This window comes from Clostridium senegalense, from assembly GCF_018916625.1.
Taxonomy (GTDB): Bacteria; Bacillota; Clostridia; order Clostridiales; family Clostridiaceae; genus Clostridium_J; species Clostridium_J senegalense.
The window spans coordinates 26,879-51,904 of record NZ_JAHLNC010000008.1 but is presented as its reverse complement, the minus strand read 5'-3'; the positions used below and the strand labels follow the sequence as shown (position 1 = coordinate 51,904).

At 26.5% G+C, this 25,026-nt stretch carries 20 protein-coding genes and 1 riboswitch; of the genes, 17 read left to right on the top strand and 3 right to left on the bottom strand.

Going from position 1 to position 25,026, the window contains the following annotated elements:
* Nucleotides 1-176: 176 nt before the first annotated feature.
* Nucleotides 177-350, top strand: a riboswitch (cobalamin riboswitch).
* Nucleotides 351-504: 154 nt separating this feature from the next.
* The 4 genes from KQI36_RS13320 to KQI36_RS13305 are packed head-to-tail and all read left to right on the top strand — an operon-like array spanning nucleotide 505 to nucleotide 3,849.
* A complete protein-coding gene (locus KQI36_RS13320) occupies nucleotides 505-1,419 on the top strand; it encodes an ABC transporter substrate-binding protein (protein ID WP_216451281.1) in 915 nt (304 codons plus the stop codon).
* Complete coding sequence (locus KQI36_RS13315; protein ID WP_216451280.1) at nucleotides 1,409-2,431, top strand: FecCD family ABC transporter permease; 1,023 nt, start codon at nucleotides 1,409-1,411, stop codon at nucleotides 2,429-2,431. The genes KQI36_RS13320 and KQI36_RS13315 overlap by 11 nt, the downstream gene beginning before the upstream one ends.
* 4 nt (nucleotides 2,432-2,435) lie before the next feature.
* Nucleotides 2,436-3,191, top strand: a complete 756-nt coding sequence (locus KQI36_RS13310) for an ABC transporter ATP-binding protein (RefSeq protein ID WP_061996189.1) — start codon at nucleotides 2,436-2,438, stop codon at nucleotides 3,189-3,191.
* 10 nt (nucleotides 3,192-3,201) lie between these two features.
* A complete protein-coding gene (locus KQI36_RS13305) occupies nucleotides 3,202-3,849 on the top strand; it encodes a Dph6-related ATP pyrophosphatase (protein ID WP_216451279.1) in 648 nt (215 codons plus the stop codon).
* A gap of 128 nt (nucleotides 3,850-3,977) precedes the next feature.
* Here KQI36_RS13305 and KQI36_RS13300 read toward each other — a convergent pair whose 3' ends face one another.
* Nucleotides 3,978-4,433, bottom strand: coding sequence for a MarR family winged helix-turn-helix transcriptional regulator (locus tag KQI36_RS13300; protein WP_216451278.1), 456 nt, complete (start codon nucleotides 4,431-4,433; stop codon nucleotides 3,978-3,980).
* A gap of 361 nt (nucleotides 4,434-4,794) precedes the next feature.
* Here KQI36_RS13300 and KQI36_RS13295 point away from each other — a divergent pair, with 361 nt between their 5' ends.
* From KQI36_RS13295 to carB, 13 genes are all read left to right on the top strand, one after another.
* Entirely contained in the window at nucleotides 4,795-7,011 is a 2,217-nt protein-coding gene (locus KQI36_RS13295; protein ID WP_216451277.1) for an ABC transporter ATP-binding protein, read from the top strand.
* Nucleotides 7,004-8,866 (top strand): ABC transporter transmembrane domain-containing protein, encoded by a 1,863-nt coding sequence (locus KQI36_RS13290; RefSeq protein WP_010296206.1) that lies wholly within the window; start codon nucleotides 7,004-7,006, stop codon nucleotides 8,864-8,866. The genes KQI36_RS13295 and KQI36_RS13290 overlap by 8 nt, the downstream gene beginning before the upstream one ends.
* Nucleotides 8,867-9,133: 267 nt before the next feature.
* Entirely contained in the window at nucleotides 9,134-10,120 is a 987-nt protein-coding gene (locus tag KQI36_RS13285; protein WP_216451276.1) for a sodium:calcium antiporter, read from the top strand.
* A gap of 566 nt (nucleotides 10,121-10,686) precedes the next feature.
* Complete coding sequence (locus KQI36_RS13280; protein WP_216451275.1) at nucleotides 10,687-12,189, top strand: S41 family peptidase; 1,503 nt, start codon at nucleotides 10,687-10,689, stop codon at nucleotides 12,187-12,189.
* Nucleotides 12,190-12,810: 621 nt separating this feature from the next.
* Nucleotides 12,811-14,769 (top strand): GTP-binding protein, encoded by a 1,959-nt coding sequence (locus KQI36_RS13275; protein ID WP_216451274.1) that lies wholly within the window; start codon nucleotides 12,811-12,813, stop codon nucleotides 14,767-14,769.
* Nucleotides 14,770-15,114: 345 nt separating this feature from the next.
* A complete protein-coding gene (locus KQI36_RS13270; protein ID WP_216451273.1) occupies nucleotides 15,115-15,645 on the top strand; it encodes a GNAT family N-acetyltransferase in 531 nt (176 codons plus the stop codon).
* A gap of 499 nt (nucleotides 15,646-16,144) precedes the next feature.
* On the top strand, nucleotides 16,145-17,479 hold the full coding sequence (locus KQI36_RS13265) for a phenylacetate--CoA ligase family protein (RefSeq protein WP_216451272.1): 1,335 nt from the start codon (nucleotides 16,145-16,147) through the stop codon (nucleotides 17,477-17,479).
* 152 nt (nucleotides 17,480-17,631) lie between these two features.
* The gene (locus tag KQI36_RS13260; RefSeq protein ID WP_216451271.1) at nucleotides 17,632-18,090 is read left to right on the top strand and encodes a DUF2975 domain-containing protein; all 459 of its coding nucleotides are present in this window, start codon (nucleotides 17,632-17,634) and stop codon (nucleotides 18,088-18,090) included.
* A 25-nt stretch (nucleotides 18,091-18,115) separates the two neighbouring features.
* A complete protein-coding gene (locus tag KQI36_RS13255; RefSeq protein WP_216451270.1) occupies nucleotides 18,116-18,580 on the top strand; it encodes a DUF2975 domain-containing protein in 465 nt (154 codons plus the stop codon).
* Nucleotides 18,581-18,604: 24 nt separating this feature from the next.
* Complete coding sequence (locus tag KQI36_RS13250) at nucleotides 18,605-19,057, top strand: DUF2975 domain-containing protein (RefSeq protein WP_216451269.1); 453 nt, start codon at nucleotides 18,605-18,607, stop codon at nucleotides 19,055-19,057.
* 10 nt (nucleotides 19,058-19,067) lie between these two features.
* Nucleotides 19,068-19,289 (top strand): helix-turn-helix domain-containing protein, encoded by a 222-nt coding sequence (locus KQI36_RS13245; protein WP_010296182.1) that lies wholly within the window; start codon nucleotides 19,068-19,070, stop codon nucleotides 19,287-19,289.
* Between the two features lie 459 nt (nucleotides 19,290-19,748).
* Nucleotides 19,749-20,795, top strand: a complete 1,047-nt coding sequence (locus tag KQI36_RS13240; RefSeq protein WP_216451268.1) for a carbamoyl phosphate synthase small subunit — start codon at nucleotides 19,749-19,751, stop codon at nucleotides 20,793-20,795.
* A gap of 50 nt (nucleotides 20,796-20,845) precedes the next feature.
* The gene (gene carB / locus KQI36_RS13235; RefSeq protein WP_216451267.1) at nucleotides 20,846-24,058 is read left to right on the top strand and encodes a carbamoyl-phosphate synthase large subunit; all 3,213 of its coding nucleotides are present in this window, start codon (nucleotides 20,846-20,848) and stop codon (nucleotides 24,056-24,058) included.
* Between the two features lie 212 nt (nucleotides 24,059-24,270).
* Here the strand turns inward: carB and KQI36_RS13230 are convergent, their stop codons facing one another.
* On the bottom strand, nucleotides 24,271-24,465 hold the full coding sequence (locus tag KQI36_RS13230; RefSeq protein WP_216451266.1) for a hypothetical protein: 195 nt from the start codon (nucleotides 24,463-24,465) through the stop codon (nucleotides 24,271-24,273).
* A gap of 235 nt (nucleotides 24,466-24,700) precedes the next feature.
* A complete protein-coding gene (locus tag KQI36_RS13225; protein ID WP_216451265.1) occupies nucleotides 24,701-24,898 on the bottom strand; it encodes a hypothetical protein in 198 nt (65 codons plus the stop codon).
* Nucleotides 24,899-25,026: the final 128 nt, after the last annotated feature.

Here is a 25,026-nt window from a genome sequence, read left to right as displayed (position 1 = left end):
TAATAAACATATTATAACATATATAACTATTGTAAAAATAAGAAGAATATCAAATTTATATGTAAAATTATTGAATATTTATTATATAATTGTAACTAATACTTAAAAATACTTAACAAATAGACATTGACATAGATATATGTTCATAATATAATAATAATTGTTACAATTATAAAAATTATCATTATATTATAGGTGTTTTTCTTAATAGGGAATGAAGTGAGAATCTTCAACTGACCCAGTAACCGTGAAGCTGACGAAGTTTTATAAGCCACTGCAGTATAAACTGTGGGAAGGTAAAATGGAGGACGAAGCAAAGTCGGGAGACCTGCCTATTAATTGTACTATAGTTCTCTGTGGGTGGAATATTAGGGTACATGTTATGTTATTTTATTTAAAGAGTAAAATAATTTAGTGTATTACGGCATACCTACGGGTGTGTCTTTTTTATTTTGAATAATAAATATAAAATTATTAATAAATATATAATTTGGAGGAAAAATTATGAATAAATCAAAGAAAATTCTATTGGTATTATTATCAGCAATAATGAGTTTAGTCTTATTAGTTGGATGTTCAAGCAAAACTACAACTATGAAAGACAGAGAAGGAAACGAATTCACAGCGCCAGAAAAATTAGAAAAAATAATTTCTACAGCGCCATCAAATACTGAAATTTTAATGGGACTAGGTTTAGGTGATAAACTTGTAGCTGTTGATACATATTCAGCAGATGTTGAAGGAATTAAAAAAGATATAACTAAAATAGATTTTAGAAACCCTGATGCAGAGGCAATTATAGCACTACAACCAGATATTGTAATAGCTTCAGGTCATAATAAAGAAGGAAATGAAGATCCATTTAAAGTTATAAAAGAATCAGGAATTCCTGTTGTATATCTACCAAGCAGTGATAGCGTAGATGGAGTATATGAAGATATCAATTTCTTAGCAGAACTTACTGGAACTAAAGAAGAAGGAAAAAAAATTGTTGACGACATGAAAAGTGAAATAGATAAAATAAAAAAAGTAGGAGAATCAATTACAGATAAGAAAAAAGTTTATTTTGAAATAGGATCAGCATCAGGATTATACAGTTTTGGAAATAATACATTCTTAAATGAAATGATTCAAATAGTAGGTGGAGAAAATATTTTTGTTAAAGAAAATAGCTGGATTGCACCTAGTGAAGAAAATGTAATTTCAGCTAATCCAGATGTTATATTAACAAATGAAGAATATATTCCAAATGCAGTAGAGGGAATTTTAAAACGTCCAGGTTGGGAAAATGTTAATGCAGTTAAGAATAAACAAGTTTATTTAATAAATCAAAACGCATCATCACGTGGAAGCCAAAATATAGTAAAAGCTTTAAAAGAAATGGCTAAAGCTATATATCCAGACAAATATGAAAAATAAAAAATTATTACTAATATTGGCTGTTCCAATAGTATTTTTGGTAATCTGTATGGGAACTTCTATAGGAAGTTCCCATATTGGTATAAGTGATATTGTTTCAATAATTGGAAATAAATTATTTAATATACCACTACAACCAGGGATACAGCCTAAAGATGTATCAATAATTTGGGTTATTAGGCTTCCAAGAGTGATTTTAGCATTTTTAGTAGGTTCAGCATTGGCAGTAAGTGGTGCAGTAGTTCAATCAGTTTTAAAAAATCCATTAGCATCTCCTTATACTTTGGGGGTTTCATCAGGAGCTTCTTTAGGTGTAGGAATATACATAGTTTTACATATTTCAATACCGTTTATAGGCAATTTAGCATTACCGTTTATAGGATTTTTATCTGGTATAATAACAGTATTTTTAGTAATTGCCTTTGCAAGCAAGGTAGATAAAGGTTTATCAAATAGCACTATAATTTTAGCAGGTATAGTATTTTCATTATTTACAAATGCTCTTTTAACAACAATTTCATCATTTTTTAGTGAAGATATAAAAACAATAACGCTTTGGCAAATGGGTTCTTTTGCAATGAAAGGATGGTCATATGTTACAGCAGGCATTCCGTTTTTTATAATAGGAATGGCAATTGTTTTAAGATATTGTAGAGAAATGGATATTTTAAGTTTTGGAGAAGAACAGGCAAAATCAGTAGGTGTTGAAACTGAAAAAGTAAAAAAATTATTATTTGTAGCTACTGCAATATTAACAGGAACTGCAGTGGCGTTAAGTGGTGTAATTGGTTTTATTGATTTAATAACACCACATATGGTAAGAAAAATATTTGGATCTAATCACAAAATAGTAATTCCAATGTGTATAGTGGTTGGTGGTTCATTAATGGTAATTACAGATTTAATTGCAAGAACAGTAGTATCGCCATCAGAATTGCCAGTAGGTGCAATTACAGCACTTATAGGAGCGCCGTTTTTTGGATATTTATACTTTAATAAAAGAAATAGGTGATAATATGCTGAAAATAAAAAATTTATATTGTGGTTACAATGGTTTTGATATAGTTAAAGATATATCTATAGAAGTAAAAAGAGGGCAAAATTTATCGATAGTAGGGCCTAATGGATGCGGAAAAACTACTATGTTAAAGGCAATAGCAAATCTTATAGAGTATAAAGGTGAAATAAATATAGATGGAGAAGAATTAAAGACAATAAAACGAAAAGAACTTGCAAAAAAAATTGCTTTTATGACACAAACATCTGAAATTTATTTTCCTTATACAGTTTTTGAAACAGTAGCTTTAGGAAGATATGCACATTTTGATGGAATATTTTCTAAGCTTTCAAAAGATGATGAAGAATTAGTTTTAAGCTGTATAGAAAATGTAGGGTTATTAGATTTAAAGGATAAAATGATAACAGAGTTATCTGGTGGCCAACTTCAAAGAGTATATTTAGCAAGAGCTTTTGCTCAGGATCCAGATATAATTTTACTTGATGAACCAACAAATCACTTAGATTTAAAATCTCAAATAGAAATATTAGGACATATAAATAAATGGACTAAAGAAAAGAATAAAACGGTAATAGGTGTATTGCATGATTTAAATTTAGTTCAGATGTTTAGCGAAGAAGTAATAATGATTAAAGAAGGACATATTATAGCTAAAGGTAGTTGTAGTGATGTATTAGAAGAGGAAAGACTTAAAGAGGTTTATGGACTGAATATAAAAGAATTTATGGTTAAAGCTTTAGAGAAATGGAAGTAGGAGAAGCATTATGAAAAAGAAATTTATTATGTCATATAGTTGTGGAAAAGATAGTACATTAGCCCTTTATAAAATGGTTAATCAAGGCCATATTCCAAGTGGGTTATTAGTTACAGTTGATGAGAGTCTAAATAGAAGTTGGTTTCATGGAATTCCAGAACCAATGCTAGAAAAAGTTTCGGAATCAATGAATATTCCATTAATGTTAGTAAAGTGTAAAGGAAATCAGTACGAAGCAACTTTTGAGAATGCATTAAAAAAAGCAAAAGAACAAGGCGTAACTACTTGTGTTTTTGGGGATATAGATATTGAGCAACATAGACAGTGGTGTAGTGAAAGATGCGAAAAGGTTGGTATGGAAGCTGTTTTCCCATTATGGCAAGGTAACAGGGAAGAAATAACCTATGAATTTATAGAAACTGGGTTTAAAGCAGTTTTGAAGAATGTTAAATTAGAATATTTGGATGAGAATTATTTAGGAAAGATTTTAACTAAAGATTTAGTTGGGAAAATAAAAGGCACAGGTGCGGATCCTTGTGGAGAAAACGGAGAATATCACACTTTTGTTTTTGATGGACCACTTTTTAAATTTCCTATAGAATTTACTACAAACGGAAATATAACAAATAATGGATATGGTTACTTAGATATAAGATAACATGTTATTAAAAAGTTCGGAATTATATTGAATTAAAAAAATTGCAGAATTCATTTTATAAGATAAAAGATTATAAAATGAACTCTGCAATTTTTTATTATAATTTATTTAAGAAGTATAAGCTTAAATTAATCCTCAGAGCTTATTGCTGTAAGAACTTCCTTTAAATTATGTATAGATAATGCTAACTTGTCTATTTGATCTTCTGATAATGTAGAAAATTTACTTGTTAAAGTATCTAATACTTCATTATATTTTTCATCAAGATATTTTTCACCTTGTGGTGTTAATTCTATATTGATTATTCGTCTATCTTTATCATCAGGAAGTCTAACAACCATTTCTTTTTCAATAAGCTTATTTAGAAGTTTGGTCATATTAGGCATAGATATAAAAAGTCTTTTACTAACGTCAGAAATAGGCTGCTTACCATAGAATTTTAAAGTAGCCATTACTTGAAAATGAGAATGATTTAAATTATCTTGAGAAAAGTTACAATTTCTTTTTACAAGCTTTTTTTGAAATAATGGTACTATAGTTAAAAAATCCTTAGCAATTAATTTTAGATTTTTATTATTATTCATTAAAAATTCCTCCCTTTAACATTATACCCTATTTTAATTAATCTTACATATTTATACAATCGAAAAAATATAAAAATTTTATTGACTTTCTTTTTTATGAGATATATACTTAGAAAATAATAGTTAAAAAATATAACTATTAAAAAACATAACTATTTAAAACTATAATTATTATATACCAAAATTAAAAAAAATCATAGATATAAATAATAATTATAAAATAATCAATACTATAAAGGTGGTGACAAATAATAAAATTTTGTTAGTTATAGTTAAGCTGTTATTTGAAAATGAACTTATATTTATAATTAGTAAGTTTTAAATTACATATAAGAACGATTTAAAAGAAAGGGGAAGATTTATGTTTAAAATTGTAAAGTACTTAAAGCCATTTTTTATGTCAATAGTGGCAGTTATTTTATTATTGACACTTCAAGCAGTTTGTGATCTTTCGTTACCAGATTATACATCAAAGATCGTAAATGTAGGAATTCAACAAGGAGGAATTGAAAATGCTATTCCAAAATCAATTCGTGAAAGTCAATTAAATAATTTAACATTATTTATGAATGATGCAGATAAAAAAATAGTATTAGACAATTATGAATTGTTAAGTAAAGAGAATCTTGATAAAAATGAATATGATAAATATATAAATAAATATCCAATTTTAAAAGATGAATCAGTATATGAATTAAAAGATATAAAAGATGAGGATACAATAGATTCATTAAATACAATAATGTCAAAATCTATTATGAGCATTTCTGCTTTAGAAATGGCTATTAAAAATGAAAGCATTCCTAATGTACCAAAAGATATGGATGTAGATACATTAATTAATAGTATACCTAAAGAACAATTTTCTAATTTAAAAACTCAAATGGATGAGAAAATTGCAGAGATAGACGAAAATATGTATACTCAGGCATCTATTTATTTTATAAAGGATGAATATAATAAAATAGGAATAGATACAGATAAAATGCAAACTAATTATGTGTTTTCTTCTGGAGCTAAAATGCTTTCAATAGCATTATTAAGCATGGTAGCTACAGTTGCAGTAGGATTTATAGCAGCCAAAATAGCTGCAGGTATGGGTCGTAATCTGCGTGGACAAGTATTTGAAAAAGTGGTAGGTTTTTCAAATGCAGAATTTGATAAATTCTCCACAGCATCACTTATAACTCGTAGTACTAATGATATACAACAGATACAAACAGTTACAGTAATGCTTATAAGAATGGTATTTTATGCACCTATACTTGCAATTGGTGGAGTTATAAAAGTTTTAAATACTGATACATCCATGGCTTGGATTATTGGTGTTGCAGTATTAGCTATTATATCAGTAGTGCTTGTATTATTTGGTTTAGCAGTACCTAGATTTAAGAAGGTTCAAAAACTTGTTGATAAATTAAATCTTGTAACTCGTGAAATGCTTACAGGAATGTTAGTTATTCGTGCGTTCAGTAATCAAAAGACAGAAGAAAAAAGATTTGATGAAACCAATACAGAGTTAAGAAAAACTAATACTTTTGTAAATCGTATAATGACTATGATGATGCCGCTTATGATGCTTATAATGAATCTTATAACTATACTTATAGTTTGGGTTGCAGCAAATAAAATTAATGCAGCTGAAATACAAGTTGGAGATATGATGGCATTTATACAATATACAATGCAAATAATAATGGCATTCTTAATGATTTCAATGTTATCAGTAATACTTCCTCGTGCATCTGTATCAGCACAACGTATAGATGAAGTATTAACTACAGAGTTTTCAATAAAAGATCCTGATGTAAGTAAGGAAACTAAAAATAAAGGAAATATAGAATTTAAAAATGTATCTTTCAAATATCCAAATGCTGAAGATAATGTTTTAAGCAACATAAATTTTGTTGCAGAACCAGGTAAAACTACTGCTATTATAGGAAGTACAGGAAGTGGTAAGTCAACACTTATAAATTTAATTCCTCGTTTTTATGATATCACAGGTGGAGAGATTTTACTTGATGGCGTAGATATAAGAGACATCAAACAAGGAGAGCTTAGAAAAAAAATAGGATATGTTCCTCAAAAAGGAATATTATTTTCTGGAACTATTGAAAGTAATATAAAGTATGGAGCTGAAAATGCAACAAAAGAAGAAGTAGAAAAGGCGTGTAAGATTGCACAGGCTACGGAATTTATAAGTAAAAAAGAAGAAGGTTTTGAATCTCATATAGCACAAGGTGGAAGTAACGTTTCTGGTGGACAAAAACAAAGATTATCAATAGCCCGTGCCATTGCTAAAAAACCTCAAGTATACATATTTGATGATAGTTTTTCAGCATTAGATTTAAAAACAGATGCTATACTTCGTAAAGAATTAAAATCTGAAACAAAAGAAAGTACAGTTATTATAGTTGCTCAAAGAATAAGTACAATTATTAATGCTGAACAAATAATAGTTTTAGATGAAGGAAAAATGGTAGGAATAGGTACACATGATGAATTGTTAGAAAACTGTGAGGTGTACAAACAAATAGCTGCATCCCAACTTACAAAGGAGGAATTAACTCATGAGTAATGGAAAGCAAAATAAAGGCAAAGCATCCATGGGCGGTGGTCCTATGGGAGGAATGGCTGCTGGTGGAGAAAAAGCCAAAGATTTTAAAGGAACAATGAAAAAGCTGCTTAGTTATTTAAAGCCTTTTAGATTAGCTATGGTAGTTGTAATAATTTTTGCAATAGGAAGTTCTGCATTTTCAATAATTGGACCTAAAGTTTTAGGTACAGCAACTACAGAAATATTTGAAGGTTTAGTAAGAAAAATTAGTAGCAACGGTGTAAATGGTATAGATTTTGATAAAATTCAAAGAATACTATTAATCTTAGTAGGGTTATATATTATAAGTGCATTGTTTTCATTTATACAAACATTTATTACATCAGACATATCTCAAAAGGTTTCTTATAATTTAAGAAAAAAAATATCAGAGAAAATAAATAAAATGCCACTTAAATATTATGATAAAAATACTAATGGTGAAGTATTATCTAGGGTTACAAATGATGTTGATGCAATAAGTCAAAACTTAAATCAAATTCTATCACAAATGATAACAGCAGTTACCACAATGATAGGTGTATTGATAATGATGCTTTCTATAAGCGTTAAAATGACTATTGCAAGTTTAATAATAATACCATTATCTATGGGTTTTATAGGGTTAATAGTTAAAAAATCACAAAAATATTTTAAATCTCAACAAAGATATTTAGGAAACACTAATGGACAGGTAGAAGAAATATATAGTGGACACAACATAGTTAAAGCTTTTAATGGCGAAAAAAAGGCAATAGATGAATTTAATGGTTTAAACGAAAAATTATATAATTCAGCTTGGAAGTCTCAATTTTTATCTGGTATTATGATGCCGGTAATGACTTTTATAGGTAATTTAGGTTATGTTATGGTTACTATACTTGGAGGTTATCTAACTATAAAGAAAACTATTCAAGTTGGAGATATTTTATCATTTACACAATATGTAAGATCATTTATGCAACCTATAGCTCAAACAGCACAAATTGCAAATGTAATGCAATCAACTGCAGCTGCAGCTGAGAGAGTTTTTGAGTTTTTAGAGGAAGAAGAAGAGACAGAAGATGTAAAGGTATCTTGTAATACTAAAGATATAGAAGGAGCTGTTTCATTTAGAAATGTTAACTTTGGATATAGTGAAGACAAAACTATAATTAATAATTTTTCTGTTGATATAAAACCAGGTCAAAAGGTTGCTATAGTAGGACCAACTGGTGCAGGGAAAACTACAATAGTTAAACTTCTTATGCGTTTTTATGATATTAATAGTGGTAATATATTAATAGATGGTCATGATGTAAAAGAATTTAAGCGTAATGATTTACGTAAAATATTTGGTATGGTACTTCAAGACACTTGGTTATTTAGTGGATCATTAATGGAAAATATACGTTATGGTAATTTAGATGCTAGTGATGATAAAGTTATAGAAGCAGCTAAACTAGCACATGCAAATCACTTTATAAAAACATTACCTGACGGATATGATATGGTTATAAATGAGGAAGCAAATAATATTTCTCAAGGTCAAAAACAATTATTAACAATTGCAAGAGCAATAATTGCAGACCCTAAAATATTAATACTAGACGAGGCCACAAGTTCAGTAGATACTCGTACAGAAGTATTAATTCAAAAGGCTATGGAAAACCTTATGGAAGGAAGAACTAGCTTTATAATCGCACATAGATTATCAACAATACGTGATGCAGATTTAATTCTTGTAATGAAAGATGGAGATATAGTAGAACAAGGAAATCATGAGGAATTATTAAAAGCAAACGGATTCTATGCAGGATTATATAACAGCCAATTTGAAGAAGTAGAAGCTTCATAATAATTTAAAAATAAAATTAAAAGCTATGAATTAAATTATAAAATTTAATTCATAGCTTTATTTTTATGTTTATATAAAATAAAACAGTATGTTATAATTATTTGTTAGATAAAAAGAAGTTTAATATAGGATTTTGATATGAAGTTTGAATTTAAAATGATTTAGACCATGTATCACTTTTTGGGTATCCAAGTTTTAAAGGGAGCAATTTTAAAAGTCAACTTGGAACTCTATATTATAAAAAGTTTTTAAGGGGATGAAATATTCATGATTTATTTAATTTATTTTGTTGTAGCTACATTGGTAGTTTTATTATCTATTAAAGCAGCATATTATGTAGATTTAATAGATAAAACTACTAATCTTTCTGGTGCATTTATAGGTGGAGTATTATTATCTGCAGTTACTTCTTTGCCAGAATTATTAACAAGTATATCAGCTACAATGTTTTTTGATAACTCTGGACTTGCGTTAGGAAATATACTTGGAAGTAATATATTTAATCTTACAACTCTCTCAATACTAATACTGTTTTCATTCAGCACTTTTAAAAAATCAAAGGTATCTATTAGTCATAAACATACTGCAGTATATACTCTAATTATTTACATAATAATTATTTTAAATATGTATAAGATATTAGATTTGAACATCTTAACTGTAAGTTGTACTTCAATATTTATATTAATTATATATGTATTAGGTGTAAAATCTATGATTAATGATAATAGTGAAAAAGATATGGCTTTTGAAGAAATAGCTAATGATACTGTTACTGAAGAAGAATGTAGTTTAACATTAAAACAAATAATAATAAGATTTATATTTACAAGTATAGGGCTTGTTATAGCTAGTATATCAATAACATATGTAACAGATATAATATCAGTAAGACTTAATATGTCAGCTAGTTTAGTAGGTGCATTATTACTAGGAATTGCTACATCTCTACCAGAGGTAAGTTCAAGTATATCATTAGTTAGAATGGGTAATTTCAATGTAACAGTTGGTAATATAGTTGGAAGTAACTTGTTTAATTTCTTAATATTATTTGTAGTAGACGTTTTATATATAAAAGGTTCTATTTATAACTTTGGTGATAAGCAAAGTAAAAATTTACTGTTTTTTGGAATGATAAGTACCATATTAATGATTGTTATACTTAAAAGTAAAAAAGAAAAAACAAATAAATATATTATAATTGGAAGTGCTTTAGGTGTTATTATAAGCTATATAATGTTTTTATCAATATAGGGAAACAAGCGACCATTTAAATTTATTCATCAAATTTTTGTTATCAGTTGAGAAAAATAAGTGCAAATATAGTTAGTTAAGAATTATGAATTATGAATTTAGTATGAAAGTGACAACCACTTTCTGAAAATGATTTTAAAAAATCTATCAATATAATTTACTTTACAAATTTATAAAAAGATACGTTGAGAATTACTAGGAACGAAGTGAATAGTAATAACCACAACTGTTCACTATTAACTCTTAACTTTTAACTAAAATAATTTGTAAAATTTTAAAAAAAATATTTTATTGAAATAGATTGGGTTAAATCTATGCAGATACTTGTAACCATATAGAATAAGGGTCTCTAATAAATTTTTATTTATTAGAGATTTTTGTTTTTTATAAGATTAAAAAAATTAAATACATAAATTTGGAAGGGGTTTAATTTTGTATATTGAATTATGAAAGTAAGCTTAGATGAATATATACATATAGAAAAATTATAAGTTTTATATTAATTAGAATTTTTCAGATTGTTTTTCATAAAATGTAATAATATTCTTTTAGAAAGGATTAGTGTGATGAAAAAAAAGTTAATTAAGACATTAACTCCAATTTTAATATTGTCAATTATATTTTCAGTATACTTAATTAAAAAGAATTCAGAAGTTAATAAAAAAGAGAATTTTAACAAATTTGTAGAAGGTATTAATTTATCTAGGGATGAATTATTTAAAAATGCATCTTCTATAAAGGATGAGTATATAAATTGGCATTTAGGTGATGAATATAAATTTACCCCTGAAGAAACTAGAGAATTTGTAGAGTATCAAAAACTTTTTTTTGATAAAAATTTAATTCTAAATCCTGATATAATTTATAATGAAAAAAAGGTAATAACTTATGATGAAGCTAAAGAAGATGTAGATAGTTTATTTAAGTTTTTTAGATATGGTTATGGAGCTTATGGATATTTTGGTGGTGATACTGTATTTAATGAAGCTAAAGAAAATATAATGGATGTTTTAAATGGACAACAATCAATTAAAGCTGATGATTTTTCAAATTTATTATTAAATAATTTGAATTTCATAAAAGATTGCCATTTTGCATTAGCTAATAAAAATCCATTTTTCACTAGACATCAAATATATTATATATATAACAAAGATGAGTTTTTTAAAGATGCTAATGGATATTATAAAATTGTAGATAAAAAACATTATTATATAAAAGCGATAAATAAAGATAGCAATATAGATAAATATATGAAGTATACAATTAATAATGATGGAAAATTGGTATATAGCATAGCTATTTTACAAGAAGAAGTTTCATCAACTATTAATACAGATGTTGTTTATTTAAATAATAAAGAAGATTTTAGTGAAAGTATAGTTTTAAATATGTTACCCTTTGATTTTCAAAAAGAGAATATTCCTTTTGAATATTCAATAGAAGACAATGTTCCTATTGCTAAATTAGGATCTATGTATGCATCTAGTGAAGAAGATGACAGCCAATTTGATTTCCCAGGTACAGGCTTTGAAATGAAAAAATATCCAGTGTCAATATTAGATCTTCGTGGAAATAAAGGTGGATTTGTAACTGCTGGTACTAGTTGGATTCAAAGTTATTCTGATGGGTTTGTAGAGATTAGAGGGGCTTGCACAGGTGTATCTAACAATATGATAAAAGAATTCGAAAAATACAATGGTAACTATATTTCAAATGCATATTCAGCAACCCCTACATCATTATCTAGAATACCAAATGATAAATTAGTATTTGTATTAATTGATAAAGCAATTGCTTCTTCAGGAGAGTATTTCATTGAATGTCTTATGAATATGGATAATGTAATATTAGTTGGAACAAATACACTTGGTGCTAATATAACTCGTAATGCATATTATTATAAACTTAAAAACTCATCAATAACAGTTAGATTAGGAAGTGGCTTATACCTTCAACCATGTAGTAATGATTTTGAATTTAATGGATTTCATCCAGATATATTAGTAGATTCTAATGAGGCATTAGAAAAGGTTCAAAAGTTAATAAAATATTATAATCTTAAATAAGGAATAGAAACAGTTAATATACTTTATTTATTAATTTTGGTGATATTATATTGTAATAATTTTATTATAAAAGCTTAAATTAATAGTGTGTTCATCATGTTATCAATAGATAGTTTGAATTATTTTATCCCTAAGACATAATTAATATACCACAACAAGTACCAAAGTTAGCAGTAGCTAACAATATATCAAAAAGCGGTAGTGTTAGTTTTAGTAATAAAATTTATAATGAAGCAGAAACATTAATTAGTAAAGGTATTAGTACTGAGGCTAGCGCAAGTAGCAAGTTCATTAATAATGCTAGCAAAGCTGATTTTGGAGTTTGCTTTATAGCTGGAACTAAAATAGCAGTAGAAGATGGAAATAAGCCTATAGAAAAAATAAAATGAATCACCTGAAATTTAAGTAGGCTGGTTCATTATTTTTTTATAGTAATAATAGTAATAAAATATACTGTAGCTAATAAATACTAATATCTTTAGTGGCAAGTGATACAAAGAGAAAAATATATATAGCATCAATAAATAAGTAATTTGTTGTATTGTATGAAGTATAAATATAAAATAAAGGATTATGATATAATAAATTGGCAATAAAAAAAGTTTATTAGGGGTAAAAATTATGTATAAGACAATTGGAATATTAGCGCATGTTGATGCAGGAAAGACAACTTTTTGTGAGCAATTATTATATAATACAAAAGTAATTAAAGAAAGAGGAAGAGTTGATCATAAAAATTCTTTTTTAGATAATAATAACATTGAGAAAAAAAGAGGAATAACAGTATTCTCAAATGAAGCTACATTTTATTATAATGATTCTACTTATTATTTAGTAGACACTCCAGGGCATGTAGATTTTTCTACAGAAATGGAAAGGGCAGTTCAAGTTATGGATTATGCTGTGGTAATAGTAAGTGCAGTAGAAGGTGTTCAAGGTCATACAGAAACGGTATGTGAACTACTTAAACAGTATAAAGTTCCCACTTTCTTTTTTATTAATAAAGAAGATAGAGATGGTGCAAATGTTTTAAAAGTAATAAATAAAATTAGGGAAGTTTGTGGTGGAGAAGTTATTTACCTTAATAATTCATTAAAAGAACCGTTGGACTGTGAACTTATTGAAGAGATAGGAGCAAAGGATGAGAATTTATTAGAATTATACTTAGAAGATAATTATGAAAAAAATTTATGGGTTAATTTTATAAAAGATGAAACAAAAAAATGTAATATTCATCCCTGTATGTCTGGTTCAGCACTTTATAATAAGGGGATTAAAGAATTTATGGAAAACATAGATATTCTAACATATAGTGAGTTTTTAGTGGATAAAGATTTTGCTGGTAGAGTATACAAAGTTAGGCATGATGATGATGGAACCAAAATAACCTATATAAAAGCATTACAAGGAAGTTTAAAAATAAAAGATGAACTTAAATATATAAATGCAGATAATGATAAAATTTATGAAAAGGTAAATCAAATAAGAATTTACAACGGTGAAAAATTTAAAACCGTAGATAAGGTTGTAGCTGGTGAAATCTTTGCAGTTGTAGGTCCAAAAGGGTTACTGCCTGGTGATGGAGTAGGGGAAGTTTTAAAGAAAACAAATTTTAAAATGATTCCTACTTTAACTTCTAAAGTAATATATGATAAAAGTTTGGATGAAAGAGAAGTTTTAAAATATTTTAGGATTTTAGAATGTGAAGACCCTAATTTAATGATAGTGTATAATGAAAAGTTAAAAGAAATACAAACTCATATTATGGGATATATACAACTAGAAATATTAAAAGACGTTTTAAAAGAACGATTTAATATAGAAGTTGAATTTGGTGATTGTGAAATTTTATATAAGGAAACCATAGAATCAACAGCTATAGGATATGGTCACTTTGAACCTTTAGGTCATTATGCAGAAATACATTTAAAGATAGAAAAAGGTGAAAGGGGTAGTGGAATAGAATTTGAAAATGCTTGCCATGCAGATGATTTAACTATGGGAAATCAGAATTTAGTAAAGACACATATATATGAAAAAAAGCATAAAGGAATATTAACAGGATCGGAAATAACAGATTTAAAAGTTACTTTATTAACAGGGCGAGCACACAATAAACATACTTCTGGTGGAGATTTTAGAGAAGCTACACTTAGAGCATTAAGATATGCATTAGAAGATGCTCGTTGCATATTGTTAGAACCATATTATAGATTTAAAATAGAAATAAGTTTAGAGCATACTGGAAGAGTTATATCAGATGTTCAAAAGTTAAATGGTAATTTTCAATTAAAAAGTACTTCTATAGAAAGTAACATAATAACAGGAAGAATACCAGTAGCTACTTTTATGAACTATCCAAAAGAATTTATTTCCTATACAAAGGGAAGAGGTAGAATAAGTCTTGCATTTGATGGATATGATGTTTGCCATAATAGTGAAGAAGTAATTAAAAAAATTAATTATAATAAAAATAGTGATGGTGAATATACATCATCATCTATATTTTGTTCAAAAGGCCAAGGCTTTACAGTGAGAGGTGAAGAGATTAAACAATATATCCACTGCTCAATTAATTAATTGAGCAGTGGATATATTTTGTTTATAAATTAATGTTTTAAATTATTTAAGAAATTCAAAATGGTAATTTAAAACTATTATTTAGTTAATTAATTTGAGAAATTCTAATACAAGTATATTATCTGTTTAAGTTTGAATACACAAACCATTTTTATATAAATTAAAATATATTTTAAAGTAATTATAGAAACAATATACATATGAAAAAAATATGAATGAATATGGAAAAGTTCACTTTTTTGTTACAGGTTATAGAGCAAATTTCAACAAAAAATATGAAAATAAAGGAATAAGATAAAAGTAGAGAAGAATTTTACATAATATATAAAGGATAAGGTGAACATCATGGAAATTAATTTAATTTTAGTAGACAATAATAATGGCAATATTATAAGAAATTTATATCCACTATATTTATATGATTTATCAGAAATTTATGGAAATGTTCCAAATGAGTATGGAATTTATGAAGAAGAACCTGTAAAAACTTTGGAAGAACAATATCATATTCAAGATTTATGGTTTAAAGAACCAGAATTATTATTTCCATTTATAATTTATGCAGATGGTAAACCAGCAGGATTTGTTTTAGTAGGTAGAGGAAAATATATACCTAAAGAATTAGACTATTATGTTTATGAATTTTTTGTGTTAAGACCATATCGTAATAAAAAAGTAGGAGAAAAAGCAGCAAAACAAGTTTTTGATAAGTTTCATGGAAAATGGGGACTTTTTACAAATCCTACAGAATCAAATAAAAAAGGACAAGCATTTTGGCGAAAAACACTTAATAACTATACATTAGGAAATTTTCAGGAGAGTTTTGAAAATACTCTAAAAAATGATAAGTTAGTATTTAGATTTGAAAATTATTAAAAAATAATAATTTAGAATTCAAAATTTTATAATATATACTTAAAATTTTAAAAAAAAGCTCATGTTTATTTTATATTGCTAATGAAATAAATTTAACAGATTATTACAAGATTTATATAATAATAATATAATTAAAAATTTAATTAATATAGGGAAACAAGCTCCAATTTAAATTTATTCATCAAATTTTTGTTATCAGTTGAGAAAAATAAGTGCAAATATATTTAGTTAAGAATTATTCACTCTTAACTTTTAACTAAAATAATCTGTTAGTTATTGATAAAATATTAATTTGAGTTTTCTCATTTGATAAATGAATAATTTTAGAACTTAACTTGGAATCCTATAGTAAAAAAAGCTTGAATTTAATTTTAGATATTTTAATGTAATTTGAATTATATTCAAGTTTGTATACGCTTTTGTATCTGAAAAATTTATATCAATGAGTTAAAGCAGACTTATAAGTTAACGTTTTATTACATTAGTGGGAGTGAATTTTATGCTAGTAGATTTAGCTAAACATGGAAGAGAACTATATAAGCATAATAGTTTATCTAGAGAAGAAATTTTAAGATATAGTGAAGAAAATTTTAGAAAAATATTAAAATATGCTTATAAAAATAGTGATTTTTATAAAAAATTATATTTATCAAAAGGAATAATGTATAAGGATCTTGATGATATTTTAATAAAAGATATACCAATAATTACAAAACAACAAATTAGGGAAAATTTTTATGATATATCTGTAAAAAAGATTGATAAGAAAGAAATTGATAAAATTTTAGCTAGTGAAAAATTATTATTAAGAATTAAAGATAGATACATTGTGCATACTTCTGGTACCACAGGTATTCCTACAAATTTTATATATGATAAAAGAGCACTTATAATGTTGTCGGCTAACTTTATAAGATTGACTATGAGAGGTGGAAATGTAAAGTTAGGGTTATCTGATATACCTTTAAAAAACTTGTATATAGCTCCTGTTGGAGGAGGGTATGCATGTACTGCTCTTGCTTTGTTTGGTATGGAGGAATATAAATGTAAAAGTCGTATAATAAATGCTCAAAAACCTTTAAATCAATGGATAGATTTAATAAGAAACTATAATCCTAATTATTTATCAGGTTATCCATCCTGTTTAAATCTTGTAGCAGAATTAAAAGAACAAGGAAAAATAAATATAACACCTAAAAAGATAATTACAGGAGGGGAGCCACTAACAAGAGAATGTATTGAAATATATAAAAAGGTTTTTGGAGCAGATATAATAGATTACTATGGATGTACTGAGTCTATTTTTATAGGTGCTAGAAGTAATAATGAAAAAAGAATGTATCTTTATGATGATTTAAATTATGTAGAGATAGATGATGAGAATCACCTTATTATAACTCCACTTTATAATAAAGCTTTTCCACTTATTAGATATAGATTAAGTGATGTAGTTTATGGATTTAATAAGGAGGGAGATGGGGATCTTCCTTATACTTATATAAGAAAGATAATGGGGAGAAATGAAGAAATTATGTGGTTTGTTAATGAAAGAGGGAAAAGGGATTTTCTTCATCCCTTATTTTTAGATGATTTAAATGTAAGAGGTATAAGTAAATATCAATTTGTACAAAAAAGTTTAAATTATTTTGAATTAAGGTGCATTTATGAAAGTATAGGTAATAGACAATTAAAGAAGGAAGAATTAGAATATCAACTACATGCTTTTTTAAAAGAAAAAAACTTAGAAAATGTCAAATATAATATACGATTTGTAGAACATTTGCAAGTGAGTCAAAATACAGGAAAATCAAAATTAGTAATTAAAGAGATATAAAATCTTATAAAAGAGTTATCTAAAATTTTATTTTAGATAACTCTTTTATTTCTTTTTCAATAATAAATTATTGTTTTTCAATAATTTATTATTGAAAAAGAAATAATATGTGGTAAAATAAAGTTAAAGGGAATTCATGGAGGGGAAAAGTTATGAAAGAAATAAAAATTCGAGGATGCATTGTAGCATTATTATCTTTAGTTTGTTTTAGTATGGCAATAATGACAATAATGATGATAGTAGAGTTTATAAGGATGATAGGTGATCCTATCCTTATAAGTGAAAAAATGGACATATTATTTTTTATTATAATTTTATTTAATTATACTTTTTTATCTTATATATTAATAAAGATAGTAAATTGTAATTTAAATGGAATTTTTTCGGTGAATAATGTAAAGAATTTTAAAAAATTAGGTTATGGTATGATAGTGTTAGCTTTAGCTGAAGAAATAACAAATATTTCAGCACAAACATACATTGAATTTAATGGAATAGCAATAAAACCAGCAGCAATTGTTTTTTTTATAATAGGTTTAACAAATATATATTTAGCACATGTTTTTAAAGAAGGAAAAAGAATTAAGGAAGAAAATGATTCAATAATATAAAATTGAGGTTTATGAGGTGGATATAATGAAGAAAAAAATAAAAAGTCAAAAATGTGTATTATTTATTTTATATATTGCATTTTTTACTATAAGTTGTTTAACAATAGTGTTTACAGTTAAAAATTTTAAGTACTTATCTGCTCATGATAATGATGCTATTAAAATTATTTTACGAATTTTAATGATGGTAAATTATGCTTTTTTATCTTATGCTTTGATAAAGATAGTAAAATGTGATATTTATACAATATTTTCAGTGGAAAATGGTAATAATTTTAAAAAATTAGGATATGGTATGATATTTTTATCAATAATAGAAGGAATACTTAATTTTTCTACAGGGGGTCATTTTCATATTTTATCATATGGAAACAGGTCATTAAAAGCACCATCAATTATATTTTTTATAATAGGTTTAACCAATATATATTTATCATATGTTTTTAAAGAAGGAAAGAGAATTAAGGAAGAAAATGATTTAACAATATAAAATTGAGGTTTGTGAGGGGTAGAAATGAAGGAAATAAAGAGTCAAAAATATGTTTTATTTATTTTACGCAGTGCATTTTATTTTATGACTATATTTACATTATTTTGGACAGTAGGTATTCTTGTTAATTTAGGAACTATTAAATATACAGGTGAAATGGGATGTCTTGTTTTATATGTTTTACAAGCTGGTGATTATGCTTTTTTAGCCTACAATTTAGCTGAAATAGTAGAATGTAATATTTATACAATATTTTCAATAAAAAATAGTAATAATTTTAAAAAATTAGGATATGGTATGATATTTTTATCTATGATAGAAGAAATAAGTAATCTTTTTAATGAAAGCGGTTTTGATATTGTTGCTTTAAAAACAACATCAGTTATATTTCTTATAATAGGTTTAACAAATATATATTTATCACATGTATTTAAAGAAGGAAAGAGAATTAAGGAGGAAAATGATTTAACAATATAAGGAGAAGAATATGGCTATAATAGTTAATTTAGATGTTATGATGGCTAAAAGAAAAGTTTCATTAAAAGATTTAGCAGAAGAAATTAATATAACTAATGCTAATTTATCTATATTAAAAACTAACAAGGCAAAAGCTATCAGATTTTCAACATTAGAGGCAATATGCAAGGCTTTAGATTGCACTCCAGGAGATATACTAGAATATGTAGAAGATAAGGAAAGTGAAGAATAATTTAAAAAAGTTTTTGAAAATTATTGACAAATATTATATTTTAAACTAAAATCAATACAAATAGAATAATATTTTTAGGGTTTGAAATACACTTTAAATTGGTCCTGTGAGGCCAGTAAGGAGTATGTTAGTGCAATTTGCGGATATAGTATAGCTATGTCTAATTGTTGCATAGTTTAAGGCTAGATTAATATACTTTGGAATTACAGGATTAATAAAAGAAATTTCTTTTATTAATCCTTTTTTATTGGCAAAAATCCAAAGAGAGCATAAAGTGCTTAATATTTTCCAAAGAGTAACAATAAAATTTAGGTAGTTAAAAATAGGTGCACATATTAATAGTTACTTTTTAAAAAGTTACAAATGGTAAATTTAATTAATCCTAACCTTAGGTGTATTTCGCTACTACTTATATTTAAACAGTATAAAAATAGTTAAAGAAATACTAGGAGGGTTAACATGAAAGCTAAACTAATACTTGAAAATGGAATTACTTTTGAAGGAAAAGCTTTAGGATATTTAGAGGATACAGTTGGAGAGGTGGTTTTTAATACAGGAATGACTGGATATCAAGAAGTTTTAACAGATCCGTCTTATCATGGGCAGATAGTTACTATGACTTATCCTTTGATAGGAAATTATGGTGTAAATTTAGAAGATTTAGAATCTAAAACTCCAAAAGTTAAAGGGTTTATAGTTAGAGAACTTTGTAGTGAACCAAGTAATTTTAGATGTGAAATGAATTTAGAAAATTACTTAAAACAAAATAAAATAATAGCTTTAGAGGGAATAGATACAAGGGCATTAACAAAAATTTTAAGAGATAATGGAACAATGAAAGGCATAATAACACTTGAAAATTTAAAAGTTGAAGAAATAGAAGAAAGACTTAATAACTTTTCTAATAAAGATGCAGTAAGAAATGTAACAACAAAAGAGCCATATGTAATAGACGGAAATGGGAAACATATAGCTGTTTTAGATTTTGGAATCAAAGAAAACATTTTAAGAAGTTTTGAAAAAAGAGATTGTAAGTTAACGGTATTACCAGCTTTTACATCTTATAAAGAAATATTAAATATAAATCCAGATGGTATATTTTTATCCAATGGGCCTGGAGACCCAGAAGATTTAGTAGAGGTTATTGAAAATCTTAAGATGATAGTAGGCAAGAAACCGATAGTAGGTATATGTCTTGGACATCAATTATTAGCTTTAACTTTAGGTGGGAAAACTGGAAGATTGAAATTTGGACATAGAGGTTGTAATCATCCAGTTAAAGATTTAGAGGAGAATAAGATACACATAACATCACAAAATCATGGATATATGGTTGAAAAGTTACCAAAGGATATGGTTATGACTCATGTAAGTGTAAATGATGGAACCTGTGAAGGAATGAGACACAAGATTTTCCCAATATTTAGTGTTCAATATCATCCAGAAGCATCACCAGGACCACATGATGCAAGTTATATATTTGATAAATTCTTAAAAATGTTATAAATACAAAGTCGCATTCTAGTTAAAATGAAAGAAAGTTGGAGGTTGTTATTATGCCATTAAATAAAGATATAAAAAAAGTGTTAGTTATAGGTTCAGGTCCAATAATTATAGGACAAGCAGCTGAATTTGATTATTCTGGAACACAAGCTTGTGAAGCTTTAAAGGAAGAGGGAGTAGAAGTTGTACTAATAAACTCTAATCCAGCTACAATAATGACAGATAAAGAAGTGGCAGATAAAGTATATATAGAGCCATTAACTTTAGAGTTTGTAGAAAAGGTCATAGCAAAGGAAAGACCAGATTCATTAATTGCAGGTATGGGTGGACAAACTGGATTAAATTTAGCTGTAGACTTATATGAAGCTGGTATACTTGAAAAATATAATGTTAATATAATAGGAACTTCAATAGAATCAATTAAAAAAGGTGAAGATAGAGAGCTTTTTAGACAGGTTATGAATGATATAGATGAACCTGTTATAGAAAGTGAAATTATTACGGATATAGAAAGTGGGATGAAATTTGCAAATAAAATTGGATATCCAGTAATAGTAAGACCAGCATATACATTAGGTGGGTCTGGTGGGGGAATTGCTGATGATGAAGATATGTTAAAAGTAATTCTTACAAGCGGATTAGAGCAAAGTACTATAGGACAAGTACTCTTAGAAAAAAGTATTAAAGGGTGGAAAGAAATAGAGTATGAAGTTATAAGGGATAGTTATGGAAATTGTATAACAGTTTGTAACATGGAAAATATAGATCCAGTAGGAATACATACAGGGGATAGTATTGTTGTAGCACCAAGTCAAACATTAAGTGATAAAGAGTATCAGATGCTTAGAACATCGGCTATAAATATTATTAACAAAATAGAAATTGAAGGTGGCTGTAATGTTCAGTTTGCATTAAATCCAAAAAGTTTTGAGTATGCAGTAATAGAAATAAATCCAAGAGTTAGTAGAAGTTCAGCATTAGCATCAAAGGCTACTGGATATCCAATTGCTAAGGTAGCTGCTAAAATTTCTTTAGGATATGCATTAGATGAAATAAAAAATGCAGTTACAAAAAAGACATTTGCTTGCTTTGAACCATCCTTAGATTATGTGGTAGTAAAAATACCAAAATGGCCTTTTGATAAGTTCAAAAGTGCAAATAAAAAACTAGGTACAAAAATGATGGCAACAGGGGAAGTAATGGCTATAGGAAGCAATTTTGAATCGGCGCTATTAAAGGGAATACGCTCATCTGAAATAAAGAAATTTTCATTAGAAGATAAAGTACTTGAAGATTTAAGTTTAGATGAGTTAAAAGAAAAAGTAATAAGTGCTGATGATGAGAGAATATTTGTTTTAGCAGAAATGTTAAGAAGAAATTATATGGTAGATAAAGTTTGTGAGATAACAGGAATAGACAAGTTTTTTGTAGCCAAGATAAAAAATATAATAGATGAAGAAGAGAAACTTAAAAAATCAAAAATAGAAGATTTAAACAAAGAATGGCTTTTAAAGCTTAAGAAAAATGGTTTTTCAGATAAGGCAATAGCAAAAATGTTAGAATGCAGACCAAATGATATATATAGTTTAAGAAATCTTTGGAATATAAAGCCGGTTTATAAAATGGTAGATACTTGTAGTGGGGAGTTTGATGCAGTGTCACCATATTACTACTCAACTTATGATGAGTATGATGAGGTAGTAGTAAGTAATAGAAAAAAAATTATAGTTATAGGTTCAGGACCAATAAGAATTGGGCAAGGTATAGAGTTTGATTATTCTTCTTGTCATAGTGTTATAGCACTTAAAAAGTTAGGTGTGGAAACTATAATAATAAATAATAATCCAGAAACTGTTAGTACAGATTTTAATATATCAGATAAATTATACTTTGAGCCACTAACAGAAGAAGATGTATTAAGTATAATTGATAAAGAAAATCCATATGGAGTAATACTTCAGTTTGGAGGACAGACAGCTATTAAACTTGCAGGATTCTTAAAGGAAAAGAATATTAAGATATTAGGTACAACTGCAGAACAAATAGATATGGCAGAAGATAGAGAAAAATTTGAAGAACTTTTAGAAAAACTTAACATACAAAGACCAAAAGGAAAAGCAGTATGGTCTGTAAAAGAAGGTTTAAAAGAAGCTGAATTATTAGAATATCCAGTGCTTGTAAGACCATCATATGTTCTTGGTGGACAAGGTATGGAAATAACATATAATGAAAATGAATTAAAATATTATTTAGAAAATGCATTTATATCAGATAGCAAAAATCCTGTACTTATAGATAAATATATGTTAGGACGTGAAATTGAAGTAGATGCAATATGTGATGGTGAAGATGTGCTGATTCCAGGAGTTATGGAACATTTGGAAAGAGCTGGAGTTCACTCTGGAGATAGTATAACTATGTATCCAAGTCAAAATATAACCAAAGAAATTAAAGATAAGGTTTTAGAATATACTAAAAAACTTGCATTAGCAATTGGTGTACATGGTATGATAAATATCCAATTTATAGAGTTTAAAAACAATCTATATGTAATTGAAGTAAATCCTCGTGCAAGTAGAACTGTTCCATATATAAGCAAAGTAAGTAATGTTCCAATAGTGGAACTTGCCACCAAGGTTATGCTTGGGGAAAAATTGTCTAACTTAAAATATGGGGTAGACATATATAAAGAACCTAAAATTGTAACAGTTAAAGTGCCTGTATTTTCAACGCAAAAACTTCCGAATGTTGAAATAAGCTTAGGACCAGAAATGAAATCTACAGGAGAGGTTTTAGGAATAGGCAATAACATAAAAGAGGCGTTATACAAAGGTTTTATAGCAGCGAATATGTATATGAAAAAAGATAAGGGTATGATTTTAGCAACAGTAAATGATAATGATAAAGCGGAGTTTTTACAAATAGCTAAGGAGATGAATAATTTAGGATATAAGTTTTTATCCACTGATGGAACATATAATATATTAAAGGAAAATGGAATTAAAGCTTGTAAAGTCAATAAGATAAAAGAAGGGGAAAATAATATACTAGATACAATAAGAGAAGGAAAAGTAGATTTAGTAATTAATACACCTACAAAGGGAAATAAAGCTAGTAGAGATGGCTTTATAATAAGAAGAGAAGCTATAGAAAAGGGTATAGGAGTAATAACAGCACTTGATACACTAAGAGCAATGGTAGAAGTTGAAAAAGAAAATATTAAAAAAGAATTTTTACAGGTTTTTGATATAGTAAGCATAAATTAAAATAAAATTTAAAGCTAGAAGGGGCTGTTGCAAAATTAACTAAAGGTTAAAGGAGCGATAGCTTCCTTTTTATGTGTAATTTGCTTAATATATGATTAATGAATAGCTTATTTGAATTTTTTCACCATTTTTTGAACGTAGAAATATCCATAATGATTTTTAATCATTTTTCGACAACCCCTTATTTTAAGCTAAAATTATTATAGATATGATTATTTAATTTTAGATCTTTTGAAATCGCTAACAACTAAGCCAAAGAATGACATTATGAATAATAGTGTATATAATTCTATTTGATTTTTAGATAAAACAAATAAGTTACAGGCTTCAAAAGTAACTATTAAAAAGGTAATTATTACACCTAAAATTGAAAGAAAGCGAACTATTTTTGAAAAGTTTAAAATCATGGAAACATCCCCCTATATTTATGTAATTTTATAAATTAATATGTTAAGAATTATGTTGCAAAAAGAAATTTAAAATATTCCCTATACAATAATAACTTAATTTTTTACGTCTGTAAATGTTTTCTTTTATGTGAAAATTAATAACTAAATTTAAAGAAATAAAAAAACTGTATTAAGATAAAATTTTAGATTTATCCTAAGACAGTTTTTCTATATATAAAATTAAATTTATATATTAATTATCAGATAGAGTAGTATTAATATTATTAAAAACTAATCCACCAAAAGAAGCTATAAATAATAATGTAAATAATACTACTTGATTGTGAGATAATGTAAAACAATTAAATGATTCTAAAATAATTAATAAAAAACTTAATATTATACCTAAAAGTGAAGTAAAATGTATAATTTTAAAAAATGTAAAGTTCATAAAGGTTCCTCCAGTATATTAAAATAAAGTATAAATTTTTAATTAAGCCTAGTTGATTTGGGCGATTGCCTATATCATAATAACGTAAAAATTAATGCATGTAAACAAATTTTTGTGTCTGAAAATTT